Source organism: Chryseobacterium endalhagicum, assembly GCF_016745235.1.
Classification (GTDB): Bacteria; Bacteroidota; Bacteroidia; order Flavobacteriales; family Weeksellaceae; genus Chryseobacterium; species Chryseobacterium endalhagicum.
In genome coordinates, this window is sequence record NZ_JAELVM010000003.1 from 339,650 (window position 1) to 356,038 (window position 16,389).

Sequence of the window (16,389 nt, forward strand, 5' to 3'; positions counted from 1 at the left end):
TTAATAAAATTCAAATTTCAAAAACGAAGGGATATGAGAAATTACTTAATTGAAGATCTGCCGCATTATTTTGAAGAGTATAAAAAGTCTATCAAAAATCCTAAAAAATTCTGGGACAAGATAGCCGACCAAAATTTTGTATGGTACCAAAGATGGAGCAAGGTGGTTAAGTATGACATGAATGAAGCCAAAATCACATGGTTCAAAAATGCGAAGTTAAATATTACCAAAAACTGCATCGACAGACATTTGGCCGTAAGAGGTGAAAAAACAGCAATCATCTGGGAACCCAACGACCCTAAAGAAGAAGCACAGCATATTTCCTACAACGAACTTTACAACCGGGTGAATAAAACAGCCAATGTTTTGCGCGAAATGGGAATTGAAAAAGGCGACAGGGTCTGCATCTACCTTCCGATGATTCCTGAACTGGCTGTAACAATGCTGGCCTGCGCGAAATTAGGCGCTGTACATTCCGTTATTTTTGCCGGATTTTCTGCTTCTGCCGTTGCTTCAAGGGTAAATGACTGTGGTGCTAAAATGGTCATCACATCAGACGGAAGTTACAGAGGAAACAAAGTTCTGGATCTGAAAAGTATCGTGGATGAAGCTTTGGAAAAAACACCCACCGTAGAATCTGTCCTGGTAGTGAAAAGAACGCACAACGAGATCAAGATGAAAGAAGGCAGAGACCACTGGCTGGCTGAGCTTTACGAAAAAGCATCTGCCGATTTTGTCACAGTCATTATGGATGCCGAAGATCCGCTTTTCATTCTGTACACGTCCGGTTCTACAGGAAAACCTAAAGGAATGCTTCACACTTCCGCCGGTTACATGGTGTACACTGCCTATACGTTCAAAAATGTATTTAATTATAAAGAAAATGATATTTACTGGTGTACCGCAGACATCGGATGGATCACAGGACATTCCTACATTTTGTACGGACCGCTTCTGAACGGAGCAACCACCGTTATTTTTGAAGGCGTACCTACCTATCCTGAACCGGACCGTTTCTGGGAAGTAATTGAAAAACATAAAATCACCCAGTTCTACACCGCTCCTACCGCCATCCGCTCATTAGCCAAAGAAAGCTCAGAATGGGTAGACAAACATGACCTGAGCACTTTGAAAGTGATTGGTTCTGTAGGTGAACCCATCAACGAAGAAGCATGGCACTGGTTCAATGACCATGTCGGAAAGAAAAAATGTCCGGTAGTAGATACCTGGTGGCAGACGGAAACAGGAGGAATTATGATCTCCCCGCTTCCATTTGTGACTCCAACCAAACCTACCTACGCTACGCTTCCACTCCCGGGAATCCAACCTGTGCTGATGGATGATAAACGCAATGAAATCACCGGAAATCAGGTGACAGGAAACCTCTGCATCCGTTTTCCATGGCCGGGCATCGCAAGAACGATCTGGGGCGACCATCAAAGATACAAGGAAACCTATTTCAGTGCTTTCCCTGGAAAATATTTCACTGGTGACGGTGCATTGAGGGATGAAGTGGGATATTACAGAATTACAGGCCGTGTGGATGATGTGATCATTGTTTCCGGACATAATTTAGGAACAGCTCCAATTGAAGACAGTATCAATGAGCATCCGGCGGTTGCAGAATCTGCTATCGTAGGTTACCCTCACGACATCAAAGGAAATGCTTTATACGGCTTTGTGATCTTAAAAGAAACCGGAGAAGGCCGTGACAAGGAAAACCTTAAGAAAGAGATCAACCAGCTTATTGCAGACCAGATAGGGCCAATTGCCAAGCTGGATAAGATACAGTTTGTTTCCGGACTTCCTAAGACACGTTCCGGGAAGATTATGCGTAGAATCTTAAGAAAAATTGCGGAAGGAGACTTTAGTAATTTCGGAGATATTTCTACCTTATTGAATCCTGAAATTGTGGAGGAAATTAAAAATGAAAGGATATAATTAAATTTCAAATAACATATTGTGGAACGGGCTTTAGCCCGTTTTTTTTGTAAAATAAAAAGAAATAAAAACACATTTGTGATTCCGAGAACCTCAGATCATTTACCGAACCACTAAACCCGACAAATATATTCAATAGGAATGGGCTTTAGCCCATTTTAAATATTAAACGTTAAACATTGAACCATTAAGTTGAATGAAGGGATTAAGAATAATTAAGGGAAAATTTAAAGATTTTTTAAGCAGTACATATTAAAGCAAAGCTCAATCTTAATATTCTTAAAACCTTAAACAACCTTAACGGTTCATTTTTATCTTTTCTCTTTTTTTAACCACAGATGGCTCAGATAAACACAGATGATTGAGCATATGCATTCCTGTATTAAAAAAAAACGAGTACCACAAAAATCTTTGATTTTTTAAAAACTTAAGTATTCTATTTAAATTTAACTAAAGTGTAAAAAACTTTTACCCCTTTTGTGCTTAAATTAAAATTCGATTTGATTTTGTTTAGAACTTACATTTTGAGCATTGATAAAATTAAACACACGTTCAATAGACATTCTCATATATTTTAACATTATATTATAGATAAAATATTAATTGCTAAATTTTATTAAATATTTATTAACGATATTAAAAAATATTTATTATCTTTAAGTACAATTTAAAAACTATTGCTTATGTCAAATATATTAGCTGGATTATTTGCACATCACAGCGATTACAAAAAGCTTGAAGCCGATCTGGAAAATTCAGGATTTGAAAATTCAGATTACATAGTATATCTAAAAAACGGCTCTGATACCTCTCAGTACCTCGCGAGTGTTGCGGTAAAAGATAATAACCAAACTGATGGTGCCCGGAATATTTTCAGCCAAAATTCAGTACTGAAGACCTATCTATTTGAGAATATGGGTATTGAACATGCAAACTACGATAATATCAAAAGATTTATCGATGCCAGAAACAGAGCCGAAATCCATAACAGCCCCGATGTGAAAATAAAGGCATCAAGCAGCGGCATGGATTCAGAAGTGAAATTCTGATAAAAACATAAAACCTAATAACCGGGAATCCGCAGAGCGTTCTGCGGATTTTTTATGTTTGAAAAGTTTAAAAATTTTCGTATTTTCGTTTAATTATAGGCATTAGCACAAATGAGTTACGATTTAGAACAGGAAAATAAAGAGATCCTTGCCCGCTATAAGGATCTGATTTCGAATACATACAGAACACTGGATGAGGAAAACAACAAGCTTATCCGAAAGGCATTTGATATCGCATTGGATGCCCACAAGGATCAAAGGAGAAAATCCGGAGAGCCTTACATCTACCACCCTATTGCGGTAGCCAAAATTGTAGCCACAGAGATTGGTCTGGGAGCTACTTCCATTGCCTGTGCTTTGCTGCATGACGTAGTAGAGGATTCCGACTACACTTATGAAGATCTGAAAAAGATTTTTGGAGAGAAGATCGCCAATATTGTGAACGGGCTCACAAAGATCTCCATCATGAATCATCAGAACATTTCTGTACAGTCTGAAAACTACAGAAAACTGCTGTTAACGCTGTCGGAAGATTTCAGGGTAATCCTGATCAAAATTGCCGACCGCCTTCACAATATGCGGACCCTTGAAAGCATGGCTCCGGACAAGCAGAAGAAGATCGCTTCGGAAACGGTTTATATTTATGCTCCCATGGCGCACCGTCTGGGGCTTTACAATATCAAATCTGAGCTTGAAGATCTTTCATTAAAATACAACAATCCTGAAGTTTACAATGAAATCACGGAGAAACTGGAATCTGCCAAAGAAAACCGTGAAAGATATATTGAAGAATTCAAAACGGAAGTTTCAGAAAGATTAAAAGAAGAAGGTTTAAATTTTAACATCAAAGGCCGCGCAAAAGCCATTTCCTCCATTTACAGAAAAATGCTGAAGCAGGGCGTTTCTTTTGAGGAAGTCTTTGACAATTACGCCATCAGGATTATTTACAAATCGGATGCGAAAAATGAAAAATTCCTGGCCTGGAAGATCTACTCTATTGTAACGGACGTTTATCACAGTAATCCTTCAAGAATGAGAGACTGGATCACGCAGCCCCGTTCTACCGGGTACGAAAGTCTCCATTTAACCGTTCTGGGACCGGACAGAAAATGGATTGAAGTACAGATCCGTTCGGAAAGGATGAATGAAATTGCAGAAAAAGGCGTTGCCGCCCACTATAAATACAAAGAAGGCTACAAGCAAAGCTCTGAGGACCGTAATTTTGAAAGATGGGTAACGGAGATCCGGGAAGTGCTTGAACAGCAGCAAAACCTTTCTACGTCTGAACTTTTAGATAATATTAAACTTAATTTATATTCCAAAGAAGTTTTTGTATTTACTCCAAAAGGGGAAATTAAGATCCTTCCAACCAATGCCACCGCCCTGGATTTCGCTTTTTCCGTTCACTCGGATCTGGGAATGAAATGTCTTGGAGCCAAGATCAACGGCAAGCTGGTCCCTATCTCTTATGTTCTTCAAAACGGAGATCAGATTGATATTTTATCTTCTCAGAATCAGAAACCCAAATCGGACTGGCTGGAATTTGTAGTGACTTCCAAAGCCAAATCCAAGATCAAAAGTTATCTGAATTCCCAGAAAAACCAGCTGGTAGAAGATGGCAAGGAAATCCTTCAGAGAAAACTGCGTCACGCGAAGATCAATTTTAATGACGAAGAAGTAAATAAACTTCAGAAGTTTTTCAATTTAAAAACATCACAGGAACTGTTCCTTAAATTCCAGAGTAACGAACTGGATGTCAGCAGCCTGAGAAAATATATTGAAAGCAAGAACGTATTCAACAATCTGCTTTCCAGGTTCAGAAAATCACCTTCGAAAAATACTCATTTTGAAGAGCCGAAGGAGCAGAATCTGGATATGATTATTTTCGGGAAAGATGAAGAAAAACTGAATTACAGCTACGCAAAATGCTGTACGGTGATTCCCGGTGATAAAATTTTCGGATTCATTACCATTTCAGACGGAATCAAGGTGCACAGCGACAACTGCCCGAATGCCATCAACCTGAGAGCCCAATACGACTACCGTGTCATTCCTGCCAAGTGGGTGAACGCGGAAAGCTTTAAAAACAGAGTGAAGATTGAAATTGAAGGTCTTGACAGAATGGGAATGATCAACGATATCACCACTGTGATCAGCGGAAGTATGGGAATGGATATGAAAAGTATGTCCATAGAATCCAACAACGGCGTTTTTATGGGCAGCATCAATCTTGAAGTTAAAAATAAAGGTCAGCTTGAGGAAACATTTAAAAAACTTAAAGACATTGACGGAGTTTCAAGAGTGAGACGGCTACAATCATAAACATGAATTTATCTCTATATTTTAAAAAATTTTTCAGCAGTAACCAGGCATCAGGAATTATACTTATTTTCTGCGTGCTTGTTTCATTATTAATCGCAAATTCTTCTGCAGGTGAAGGCTTCCAGAGCTTTTTAGACCAGGAAGTGGGCACTCACCTTTTCCATCTTACGTATCCTGTAAGCATCTGGATCAACGATGGACTGATGGCTGTTTTCTTCCTTCTGGTAGGGCTTGAAATTAAAAGGGAAATGGTAGAAGGCGAACTGTCGTCCTTTAAAAATGCCTCCCTTCCCATATTTGCAGCGGTAGGCGGAATGCTGGTTCCGGCGGCTATCTATACATTTTTCAATTCCGGGACAGCGTACAGCAGCGGCTGGGGAATTCCCATGGCCACGGATATTGCTTTTTCACTCGCCATCATTTCGATGCTGGGTAAAAAAATCCCCAATTCTATCAAGATATTCCTTGCCGCACTGGCTATTGTAGATGATCTGGGAGCTATTCTGGTGATTGCTGTTTTTTACACCGAACAGATTCACTGGACGTATTTACTGCTTTCATTCGGAACGGCTGCTTTACTGTTTGTTCTGAATTTTTTAAAGGTTACGCGTCTTATTTTTTATATTATTCCTGGATTATTTTTGTGGTATTTCCTTCATCATTCCGGAATTCACGCAACCATAGCAGGGGTTTTACTTGCTTTTTCGATTCCTACGAATGCTTCGAATGTGGAAATTTCGCCCCTTGAAAAACTGGAACACAAGCTTCATTTTCCGGTGAGCTTTCTGATTATGCCGATATTCGCCTTGACGAATACCAATATTGCTTTTACCAGCGAAATGGTGGCGGGAGTTACAAGTACTTTAGGGATGGGAATTATCTGCGGATTAGTATTGGGAAAACTGATCGGGATCAATCTGTTCTCTTTTATTGCGATCAAATTAAGACTCAGCTCCCTGCCTCAGAACAGCACGTGGCTGCAAATGACAGGCGTTGGGTTATTGGCGGGAATAGGATTTACCATGTCTATTTTTATCGCTCTTCTTTCCTTTAAAGATGATATTCCGATTCAGGATGAAGCTAAATTTGCCATTCTGATTGCATCATTCCTAGCAGCGGTTTTAGGATTTCTGATCTTAAGTGTAAGTTCCAAAAAAGATAAGGACGCGGTAGAAAACTAGTTTTTCTTCTGTTCTTCCAGTTTTCTTCTGTGCTCATCATCGCTTTCAAGGTTGGGCTCTGTAACCTGTGAATGGTAATGAATGGCTTCTTTTTTAATTTCATCTGAAAGAAGTTTCTCTATCCTCAGTTTTCTAAGGGCCATATTAAGCTCATTTCCGAAAAGAAGAAGATACACGTTCACATTCACCCAGACCATCAGCAGGATCATGCTTCCGATGGACCCGTAAAGAACGTTATACCGGGCAATATCTTTCACATAAATCGCAAAGATAAAAGTAGTGAGAACAAATAAAACCGTTGTTAAAATAGCTCCGGGAACCGCCTGTCTGAATCTGGCAATTTTCACCGTTCCCAGCCAGTAGAACAACGTCAGAAGGATAAAATAAAACAGCGGAAAAGATACAAATCCGATGATCTTGGAGAGGTTGTTCACCAGCCATGAAATATCATAAGCCGGCGTAAAAAGCTTCATCACGACTTCCACATAATACACCCCGAAAAGTGCCAGAAAGACAATGGTAATAAAGCCTATGGTGATAAAGAAGGAAAGAATGAATTCCTTTACATCGGTGAGCTTTTCATCTGAATTTTCATTAAATCCGTTAATCAGTGAAAACGTTCCGTTGGTTGCAAAAACAAGAGCCAGTATGATGGTAAGGTTGCTGATACCTTTCATATTCGGGATGATATTGGTTTCTATATATCCTCTTACATCGCCTTCCATATTGGAAGGAAAAACATTATGCATCAGCACTTCAAAAATATAAAACTGCAGCTTGTCATAATGCGGCATATACGGCAAAACGGAAAGCAGGAAGAGAAGAAACGGAAACAGACTGATGGTAAAGCTCCAGGAAATAGCGGCCGCCTTTCTCCCGATATTCCCTTTGAAAATCCCGGAAATATAAATCTGAAACATCTGCCAGAGCGATATTCCCAAAACAGGAAGATGGATACCGTCAAAAAACTCTTGAATTTTCAAGATAAATCTGGGAACTTTTATACTCATCTATTTGGTGTATTTCACTAAAAAAACAAACGTATTGGCATTACAAACAGGCTGTTTTAAATAGTCTTTCTACAAATATAAACATTTTCCCTTTTCCGCGTACACGGCTGAAACTGATCAATATGCACCGATTACAGTGAAAATATACGCTTCTTTCATTTTCACAAAGAAAATAGTATCTGAAAATGAATACAGACGGAGAAATTTTCCAATAAGTTAAATCTGAATCCGGGTTAAAAGTTAAGATTAAAAAGGCTGGAAGCTGGAAAAAAGAGGCTGGATGGACTATTGAACCTAATATAAAACAGTTACTTCTAAATTTATTAAAACAGTTTTAAAAAATTAATAGACCAGGCTGCAGTCTATCTTTGCACCTCCATTACTTCCTTCTTCAGACTTCCTAACCTTTTACGCATTAAACTGACGCAAGTGATGATCCATATGCTTGTACACAAAAATACCGATCTCTTCTTTTTTCATCTTTCCAAAAAAATCATGAATAAAATCCGGATTTGAGAAATGTTCATATGCCGCAATCTGATTCCTCCAGGTCTGTTTTTCGTGTTCCGTATCTCCATTTGCTTCTTTAATCGCAAAGCTTCCGGCCGGCATATTTTTCTTGATCGGTGTTTCATCTTTTACCATTCCCTTCAAAGCCATTTTTCCAAACAGCCAGCCTAAAAACTCCTGTTTGTAGGTCTGATTATTTCTCCCAAGTACCCAGTCATTCCAAACCGTACAGTGCTTCATCATCTGGAAAAGGTTCATTTTCCCCCATTGGGCGGTATTCTTTTGAGTAAGACTGTCGATCCTTGTGATCAGTTCTTCTCTTACATGATGATCAAATATTGTTTTCATAATAATTTCTTTCTGTAAAATTATTAAGGCTCCCAGAAAGTCCTGATCCGTAAAAATGACATTCAACAGGGTGTTTTGTGCCAAAAAACAGCTACCTTTAATCATCATATACCTGGAAACAATGAAACATATTTCAATCATAGTCTATCAGGGCGTACTGTCTACAGCGGTATCCAACACAGCCTCTCTTCTGATGAGTGCCAACGAATCTGCCGTAAGAAAAGGAATTCCAGCTCCTTTCAATATAGAACTGGTGGGCGTCCGGGATAAAACCATCCAATCCAATCTTCCCGTGCAGTTTTCCTGCAGCAGAATCATTTCTGAGGAATTTGAGACGGATGTTGTCATTATTCCGCCCATGAGTACGGAACCGGAACATATTGACAGCCTTCTGGCTGAAAACAATGATCTGATTCATTGGATCAAAGAAAAATATGAGCAGAAAAAACAGCTGATCAGTTTGTGTACAGGAGCTTATTTTCTGGCAGAATCCGGATTGCTGGACCATATGCCCGCTACTTCACACTGGGGCGCCATGGAAGATCTGCAGAAACGCTATCCGTTCATTGATTTCAAACCGGATCATGTGGTGACCCATTCAAAAGCAATTATTACCGGTGGCGGCGGTTTTTCATCATTAAATGCTATGCTGTATTTTATAGAACATAACTGCAGTAAAGAAATATCCGTTGAACTCAGTAAATTCTATGCACTGGATTACGGACGGACTTCCCAAAGTATTTTCACCGTATTTTCAGGCCAGCGGCTTCACGATGATCATGAAATTCATAAAGCACAGAGCTATATTGAGCAGACTTTTACAACAGATATTACAGTAGAACAGATTGCCGGCGAGGTGAATATGAGCAGGCGGAATTTCATCCGGAGATTCAAAAATGCAACCCGCCTGAATCCTATAGAATACATCCAGCGTGTGAAGGTGGAAGCTGCAAAAAAAGCATTTGAAACCGGAGAAAGCAATGTTGCCGACGTCACTTACAGTATCGGTTACAATGATTTAAAAACATTCCGAACGGTGTTTAAACGAATTACGGGACTTACCCCTGTGGATTACAGAAATAAGTATAAGAGTCAGGAGGTAGAGTGAATGGTGAATTTTGCTTCGCAAGTCAGTGGTGAATTTTTGAGGGTGAAGATTAGTCTTTAAAACTTAAAACTACCTTTGTCCTTTTACCGTATCCTTGGCAAGGTTTAAAACCTTGCCAAGGATAGTTCGAGATATCATCAGCTTTAGAAATTAGTAGCTAATTACAATTCTGAACTCAGGTTATCTTAAACGAAAACAGAGCCTTGGATTGAGATTGAACATCCAGTCCGTTTTAAATCTGCAAAAATGGTATCTTTGTCCTTTGAAACCCTTCTATCATGCGAATCAGCTTACTTTGTATCGGTAAAACAGATGACAAAGAGATCACTTCTCTGATCAATTACTATCTTACCCGCCTTCCCAAGCACTGGAATTTTGAAATCACTGAAATTCCTGATGTAAAAAATGCAAAAAACCTTTCTCCAGATCTTTTGAAAAAGGAAGAATCCAAGCTGTTCATGAATCATATTGACAAAAATGATCTGGTGATTATCCTTGATGAAAAAGGAAAACAGTTTACCAGTCGTGAGTTTGCCCAGAAAATAGATTCCTGGATGAATTTATCGGTTAAAAAAGTTCATATCCTTATCGGGGGCGCCTATGGTTTTTCTGAGGAAATTTATAACAGGGCCAACGAAAAAATGTCATTATCTAAAATGACATTTACGCATCAGATGATCCGTCTGTTTATTGTGGAGCAGCTTTACCGTGCAGACCAGATCCTGCAGGGCAAGCCTTATCATAATGATTAATTTTTTCCTGAACCAAAATTAATTTGTACTATTGGTATAATTATGGCAACGTAAAATAATAAATGATAGATGATAACAAAAAAAAGTCTTTTGAGTTTTGTTCTTTTTTTGATTATTCTTTACGCGTTATTACTGGTAATAGGCAGCATTAGTGCAGAAGACGGACATCCCGAAAAGGCATTAAATATAGTTAATACAGCAACTGCTATATTATTCAGTTTTCTATGGTCTTTGGGAAATTGGGGCTATGTTCTATTGGCAGCAATCCTTATTTTACTTTTTGCAGCTATTTACTGGATATCGGGAAAGCTAATCAAAAAAAATAATTAAATTAAGATTTGTTAAGGTAATTTTAAACATTAATAAAACACCTGATATTTCTATCCTGACTTCAGTAACTCCCCTCTTCGGGCTTCAAACTTCCTGACGGTATTATCCCTAAACTTTTAAACTAATCTGCCTTTTTGCCTCACCAACAACAAAAGCCACAGAATTCGCAATATTAAAGCTTCGGATCAGTTTTGACATCGGAATGGTTAAATGATTTTCGAAATGATCCAGCACTTCTTTACCCAAGCCCACACTTTCCTTACCGAACACCAGCCAGTCGCCATCCCGGAATTCAGTTTCCAGATAGGATTTTTCAGCATGGGAGCTCATTAAAAAAACACGGGAAGGATCGGTAATACAATGGATCCATTCCTCCACATTGGCATATTCTGTAACATCCAGATGTACCCAGTAATCCAGTCCGGATCTTCTCAGGTTTTTATCATTAATCACAAATCCAAAAGGGTGAACTAAGTGCAATTTACTTTCTGTTCCTACACATAATCGTCCTATGTTACCTGTATTGTTGGGTATTTCGGGTTCTACAAGAACAATATTCAACATCTATATATCTTTCTTTTTTAGGTTCAAAAATAGTGGAACTCTACGGTTCCACTATCTGTTTTAGCTGTAAACACAGCCTTGTTATTTTAGAATTATTTTTTTACGGTACATTTCGTATAATAATCCGCCAAAATAGCTTTTTCATAGCCTAAACTTACAGCTTTATCCAGATTTTCACAGGCTTCTTTAGGTTTTGCCGTATCAAACAGGATTAAAGCTTTCGTTACATAAGAGTGGGAAAACTTAGGGTCTATGGAAATGGCTTTCGTAATGTCTGTAAGAGCTTCCTTTGTTTTTTTCATTTTGAGATACACATCCGCCCTGCCATTGTACAGCAGTGATTCCGGTTTTTCGGAAATCAGCTGATTGTAATCTTTTAAAGCTCCGTCAAGATCGCCGTTATTTTTTTTCAGATTGGCCAGTCCTGTTTTGGCGAAAATATTATCAGGGGCAAAGGTTAGAATCTGCTTCAGATCATTTAAAGCAAGGTCTTTTTTTCCCTGGCTGTCATAGATCTTGGAACGGGTAAGATAAAATTCGGGATTCTCAGCATCGATGCTAAGCCCTTTGGAAATATATTCCAGTGCTTTGGTCTTATTTCCTTTCTGGCTGTTCAGTGAGGCAAGATTTGCATACACCGGAGCGGACAAAGGATTAGATTTTAAGGCTGATTCATAAGACTTTAACGCAAGTGTAGTCTTCCCCAGCCTTCTCTGAGCTGTTCCCAGATTATTGTAATATTCAGACTGAAATTTCTGGATCTGCTCTTTTTCTGCAAGCTTGGTGTACTGCTCTTCGGCGCATTTGTAGTCTGCTTTTTTAAAGCATTCCTCAGCTTTGGTTTTGTCCTGCGCGTAAAGATTGAATGAAAAGCATATGCATGCTGTAATGAGTAAAGTTTTTTTCATGAAGTTATAGTTTGTTTGTTGATGACTTTTTTGGCGAGTACTCCAAATATCACTCCCAATAAAGATCCAACAAACGCCCCCACCAAAATATCTATCGGGAAATGAACTCCTAAATATATCCGGCTGTAAGAAACTATTATAGCCCATGCAAATATAGCATATGGAAACCAATTGATTTTCTTTTTCAATAAAATACTTAAATAAGCGGCAAGAAAGAAGGTGTTGGAAGCATGGGCAGAATAAAACCCGTACTGTCCGCCGCACTTCACAATCCTCATAAAATGTTCCAGTGAAGGATCATGACATGGCCGCAGCCTGGCCACTCCAAATTTGAAAACACTGGCCAGCTGATCGGAAACTGTAACGCCCAGAGCAATGAATATAAGAATGAAAACTAATGATTTTAGTTTAAAATTTTTATATAAAAAATAAAGAAATATAATGTAAAGCGGTACCCAGATCCATGTGCTGGAAATAAGCATCCAAAACTGGTCGAACGAACTGTCGCCCAAATTATTAAGGTATAGAAAAACCTTTTTATCTTCCTGAATGATTTCCTCCATAAAATTATCTGCTTACAGGCCCTTCGTATGTTTCGTCGTCGGCAGGTTTTAATTTTGGAGGTTCATTAGCTGCAGAAGGTTCATTGGCTATATTTTTCTCAATATCCTTCATAGGATTGAAATCTTTTGCCGCATCTTTTACCTTCTCTATTTCACGCTTGATCTCGGAAACAGGATTATCCGTTTCCTTCATGATCTCCGTTTTAATGTCTTCCACTGCACCACGCATTTTCCTAACGCCTGCTCCTAAGTCACGCGCTATCTGAGGAAGTTTATCCGGACCGAATAATACAACAATCGCTACCGCGATCAGTGCCATTTCTCCAATGCTTAATTCCATGCGGTAAAATTACAAAAGATTATACAGTTATTTGCGGTAAAGTATAATTTTTAAACAAATTTTAAGATTCGGGGGGTTGAGTTGGAGGGTTTGAGAGTTTTGGAGTGAATGGGTTGCGGTATCAGTTGCTGGTTGCTGGTTGCTGGTTGCGAGTTTCTTGATCTCGGTTTTCAGGTTATGAGTTACAAATTTGGAAGTCACGGGGTGTTGGAGTTGGAGGGTTTGAGAGTTTTAGAGTGAATGGGTTGCGGGTTGTCAGTTGCGGGTTGTCAGTTTCTTGATCTCGGTTTTCGGGTTATAAGATATGAATTTGGGAGTTATGGGGTGTATGATTTGCTTAGGGATTCGTGAGTTTAAGGTTTGAGCCTATAAATTCGGAAGTATTGAATAAACGACAAATATCGGTAGCTGAGGCTCTCGAAGCTACCATTCACCACCAACATCACAACTTCAGCCCGCAACCCGCAACTCCACTATTAAACTCCACACAACGTTCAGTTAACAAATATTTAATTCAAACAAACGAGACTTATTGTAAAATTGAGTATATTTATTACACATAAAAAACCATATCTATTACTATGAAAAAACTTGTAACTACTTTTAAGCTTTTTGCCGTGATATCGGTATTAACGCTTACTGCCTGTCAGAATGAAAACAGCGAAATGGTACAGGAAGCTCCTGCTGCCAAAGTAACGGGTGCTGACCTGAAAAAAGAAATCACTCCAGGATTAAAGGTTGTTCCGGACAATGTTCAGGTTCAGATTAATGATTCCAAGAGTAATCTGGAAAAGTATCTGAAAAACGACCTTCAAATCACTGGAATTACTGTTTTAGGAAAACTTTCAACGCAGAAAGGGATTGAAATCTCTCAAACTTTAGTTTCTGACAGAGAACAATTTACTGCAGAAGGAAACATTCTTGAGCCTGAAACGGTAAAAGTGGGAAAAATCGGGACTTTATTTTCCGGAGATCAGTTATCTGAAGCCCAGAAAGGAATTAAAGAAGCTGCCTCCGAACAGATCAAAACCGGGACTGATGTTCTGGAAATCTCGTGGAACCACAAGGGACAGCAGTTCACTTCTTTATGTTTTTATAATGAATCAGGAATTATCTGGGACAATATATTTTCCGGACTTGTCATGATGGACACCAGAGGAAATTCTGAAGTTTCACCTCTTGATGCCCAGGCTAAAGTATCATCCAAATGGTTCAAAGAATGGTGGACAGCGAAATGGCTTTGGGGTTCGAAAAGAGGAGAAATCGGGTACCAGATCACTATTTATTATTCCGGATCTACAGTTTCCAATGTTGATGTAAGCGATTGGGGGAATATCAGCTTAGGAAAAGCAAAAAGTGAAAGCAAAGTTACTAAGAGAACGGGTGCTTACGGACAGTGCAGATACGCACTTGGACTTTGTACTCCTACAGGTTCTTTAAGCTTTAACACAAGCAATTTCTCGGTATCATTTTCAGGACTGGGAAGCAATATCGTAAGCAACGGAACGAAATCATTGTATCCGTAAACATTCTGAACACATTATTATATTTTTCAATAGAAAATGGGGAAGCTTTTGGGCTTCCCTGTTTTATTGACCGCAGCAAGATTAAAAGGCTGGAAGATGGAGGACGGAGGCTGGAAGTTACTCTTGGATCATAAATATTGAACAGCTACCATTAAAACTGCTTCTAAAAATAATAAAGCCAGGCTCCATTTCTACTTTTGACTTCTATAACTTCCCTCTCCGGGCTTCTGCCTTCCTTACCTTTTACAAACAGAAATTCTTATCCCGGGCTCCGTTTAATTAAATAATCTCACCGCTGCAAAAACTCCATAATTCTGCTTGCTTTCTTTGATCGGGCCATAGCTGTCGAAGTTCGCTCCGGCACCAAACGTTACCCATTTATAGCTCATCCCAAGCCTGAGCATTAAATAACTTCGGGCATGCCCGCCATCTTTAATGGTTTCGGAGTATAACCCCTGAATACGGGAATACAAATTCCAGTTTTCACTGATTTCAGGTTTATACTCCATCATGATAAAACCTTCTGCGATACTGCTTCCGGAAAATCCTATCAATCTGGGATTAACGACCAGTAAAAAATCTTTAAAATTCTTTGAATACATGAATCCGGCAGTAGGCCGTAATCCTGTGTTGGGCGTGTAATGAGAACCACCTACGAGACGAAGGTTTCTGATGACCTCAAAAGTAATATTGGCCTGGATCATGGCATCTTTGGAATGATCTTCAGACCATTTTGAAGAAATATTGGCCACACTGAAGAAACCGAATCTTTTACTGCCTTCAAACCCTTTATTAACGGTCATCTGGGAAGCCAATCCTTTATTTCCGGCCAAAACTTCAAATATGACAGGCGGATTTGAGGCGGGAGTTTCAGTCTGGGAATACAACAGCACAGGAATGAAGCCTGCTGCTAAAAGTATTATTTTTTTCATGCTTTAACAGTATCAATTGTGTTTACAAAATTCTGAAATACAACAAAATACGGTTAGAACAGATAAATCTATTATCAGGACAAATCAATCCCTTTCCGGTAGTCGGAAGGACTTATGCCACTGTGTTTTTTGAAAAAGCGGGAAAAATAGGAAACATCTTCCACACCCAATGCAAAGGAAATTTCCGACACCGAATAATGAGGTTGGGAAAGAAGTGCTTTCGCTTCCATCAGCAGGGATTCGTTGATAATTTCGGAAGCGGTTTTTCCTGTTGTATTTTTTATGGATTTGTTTAAATGATTCGGGGAAACATGAAGCAGATCTGCATATTCTTTCACTGAATGAAGGTTTTGAATCTGGCTGGTGATCAGCTTACGAAACCTGAATACCAAGGTTTCATTCGCAGAAAGGTTTGGACGGGGAAGGTTGTCTATGAAATGCCGGATCTCGCCCAATAACGTGAAAAGATACAATCTGATAAGATCAAAACCCTGATTTTGCCGATAAAGTTCCTCCATCTGCCGAAGAAGAGTACCAATCCTTTCCTGATGCACCTGATCAGGAAAAAGAGTGGGATTATACAGAATTTCAGCATGATTCAATATATCCTGTAAATATTTAAGGCCGGGTCCGTCTGCAATAAATTCATTGGAAAAGTGACAGTAAAATCCTTCTACATCAGGTGTATAACGCAAAAATGTCCGGATCTTATACGGCGGAAGCAGCATAATCATCCCCTTTTCTACCCCGAATATGCTTGAACAAACCATTTTCTCTATACTCCCTTTGGTAATGAAAATAAAATCATTGACCGTTTTACGGTGTGGGCGGGAAGGAATTTTCCCTTCTTTCAAGATATGGAGCGGTTCTATAAAAAAGTCATTCAGTTCTTTTTTTGCCGTGGATTTCCCGGTCCAGTCTATATCAAGGATTGAACTAAATTCATCAGGTTTATACTGAGGGATACGGCTCATAAGATGTATTTTGTTAAAGCAATTTAATCTT

The 16,389-nt window shown here is 39.0% G+C and carries 16 protein-coding genes; 8 read left to right on the forward strand and 8 right to left on the reverse strand.

Annotated elements, in window-relative coordinates:
- The first annotated feature begins 3 nt into the window (after positions 1-3).
- The 4 genes from acs to nhaA all read left to right on the forward strand — a co-directional run bounded on the left by acs (position 4) and on the right by nhaA (position 6,493).
- The gene (gene acs, locus JET18_RS17265) at positions 4-1,941 is read left to right on the forward strand and encodes an acetate--CoA ligase (RefSeq protein WP_317193281.1); all 1,938 of its coding nucleotides are present in this window, start codon (positions 4-6) and stop codon (positions 1,939-1,941) included.
- A gap of 683 nt (positions 1,942-2,624) precedes the next feature.
- Positions 2,625-2,990: a hypothetical protein gene (locus JET18_RS17270; RefSeq protein WP_202093085.1), complete on the forward strand. Its 366-nt coding sequence runs from the start codon at positions 2,625-2,627 to the stop codon at positions 2,988-2,990.
- A 111-nt stretch (positions 2,991-3,101) separates the two neighbouring features.
- Entirely contained in the window at positions 3,102-5,312 is a 2,211-nt protein-coding gene (locus tag JET18_RS17275) for a RelA/SpoT family protein (protein WP_202093086.1), read from the forward strand.
- 2 nt (positions 5,313-5,314) lie between these two features.
- A complete protein-coding gene (nhaA, locus tag JET18_RS17280; protein WP_202093087.1) occupies positions 5,315-6,493 on the forward strand; it encodes a Na+/H+ antiporter NhaA in 1,179 nt (392 codons plus the stop codon).
- On the opposite strand, the gene JET18_RS17285 is transcribed toward nhaA, so the two are convergent.
- Positions 6,490-7,503, reverse strand: a complete 1,014-nt coding sequence (locus JET18_RS17285) for a YihY/virulence factor BrkB family protein (RefSeq protein ID WP_202093089.1) — start codon at positions 7,501-7,503, stop codon at positions 6,490-6,492. The genes nhaA and JET18_RS17285 overlap by 4 nt on opposite strands.
- Before the next feature lie 408 nt (positions 7,504-7,911).
- Positions 7,912-8,361 (reverse strand): DUF1569 domain-containing protein, encoded by a 450-nt coding sequence (locus JET18_RS17290; RefSeq protein ID WP_202093090.1) that lies wholly within the window; start codon positions 8,359-8,361, stop codon positions 7,912-7,914.
- 121 nt (positions 8,362-8,482) lie between these two features.
- Between JET18_RS17290 and JET18_RS17295 the strand changes: the two genes are divergently transcribed.
- The 3 genes from JET18_RS17295 to JET18_RS17305 all read left to right on the forward strand — a co-directional run bounded on the left by JET18_RS17295 (position 8,483) and on the right by JET18_RS17305 (position 10,551).
- Complete coding sequence (locus JET18_RS17295; RefSeq protein WP_202093092.1) at positions 8,483-9,469, forward strand: GlxA family transcriptional regulator; 987 nt, start codon at positions 8,483-8,485, stop codon at positions 9,467-9,469.
- 278 nt (positions 9,470-9,747) lie between these two features.
- Positions 9,748-10,221, forward strand: a complete 474-nt coding sequence (locus tag JET18_RS17300; protein ID WP_202093094.1) for a 23S rRNA (pseudouridine(1915)-N(3))-methyltransferase RlmH — start codon at positions 9,748-9,750, stop codon at positions 10,219-10,221.
- A 69-nt stretch (positions 10,222-10,290) separates the two neighbouring features.
- On the forward strand, positions 10,291-10,551 hold the full coding sequence (locus tag JET18_RS17305) for a hypothetical protein (protein ID WP_202093097.1): 261 nt from the start codon (positions 10,291-10,293) through the stop codon (positions 10,549-10,551).
- A gap of 108 nt (positions 10,552-10,659) precedes the next feature.
- Here the strand turns inward: JET18_RS17305 and JET18_RS17310 are convergent, their stop codons facing one another.
- From JET18_RS17310 to JET18_RS17325, 4 genes are all read right to left on the reverse strand, one after another.
- Positions 10,660-11,115, reverse strand: a complete 456-nt coding sequence (locus JET18_RS17310; protein ID WP_202093098.1) for a tRNA (cytidine(34)-2'-O)-methyltransferase — start codon at positions 11,113-11,115, stop codon at positions 10,660-10,662.
- Positions 11,116-11,207: 92 nt separating this feature from the next.
- The gene (locus JET18_RS17315) at positions 11,208-12,023 is read right to left on the reverse strand and encodes a tetratricopeptide repeat protein (protein WP_202093100.1); all 816 of its coding nucleotides are present in this window, start codon (positions 12,021-12,023) and stop codon (positions 11,208-11,210) included.
- Complete coding sequence (locus JET18_RS17320) at positions 12,020-12,586, reverse strand: phosphatase PAP2 family protein (RefSeq protein ID WP_202093102.1); 567 nt, start codon at positions 12,584-12,586, stop codon at positions 12,020-12,022. The genes JET18_RS17315 and JET18_RS17320 overlap by 4 nt, the downstream gene beginning before the upstream one ends.
- Positions 12,587-12,590: 4 nt before the next feature.
- Positions 12,591-12,926, reverse strand: coding sequence for a Sec-independent protein translocase subunit TatA/TatB (locus JET18_RS17325; RefSeq protein ID WP_202093104.1), 336 nt, complete (start codon positions 12,924-12,926; stop codon positions 12,591-12,593).
- Between the two features lie 581 nt (positions 12,927-13,507).
- Here JET18_RS17325 and JET18_RS17330 point away from each other — a divergent pair.
- The gene (locus JET18_RS17330; RefSeq protein ID WP_202093107.1) at positions 13,508-14,452 is read left to right on the forward strand and encodes a hypothetical protein; all 945 of its coding nucleotides are present in this window, start codon (positions 13,508-13,510) and stop codon (positions 14,450-14,452) included.
- Positions 14,453-14,727: 275 nt separating this feature from the next.
- Here JET18_RS17330 and JET18_RS17335 read toward each other — a convergent pair whose 3' ends face one another.
- Both JET18_RS17335 and JET18_RS17340 read right to left on the reverse strand, forming a co-directional pair.
- A complete protein-coding gene (locus JET18_RS17335) occupies positions 14,728-15,384 on the reverse strand; it encodes a hypothetical protein (protein ID WP_228728587.1) in 657 nt (218 codons plus the stop codon).
- Positions 15,385-15,458: 74 nt separating this feature from the next.
- Complete coding sequence (locus JET18_RS17340) at positions 15,459-16,358, reverse strand: helix-turn-helix domain-containing protein (protein ID WP_202093110.1); 900 nt, start codon at positions 16,356-16,358, stop codon at positions 15,459-15,461.
- Positions 16,359-16,389 lie beyond the last annotated feature (31 nt).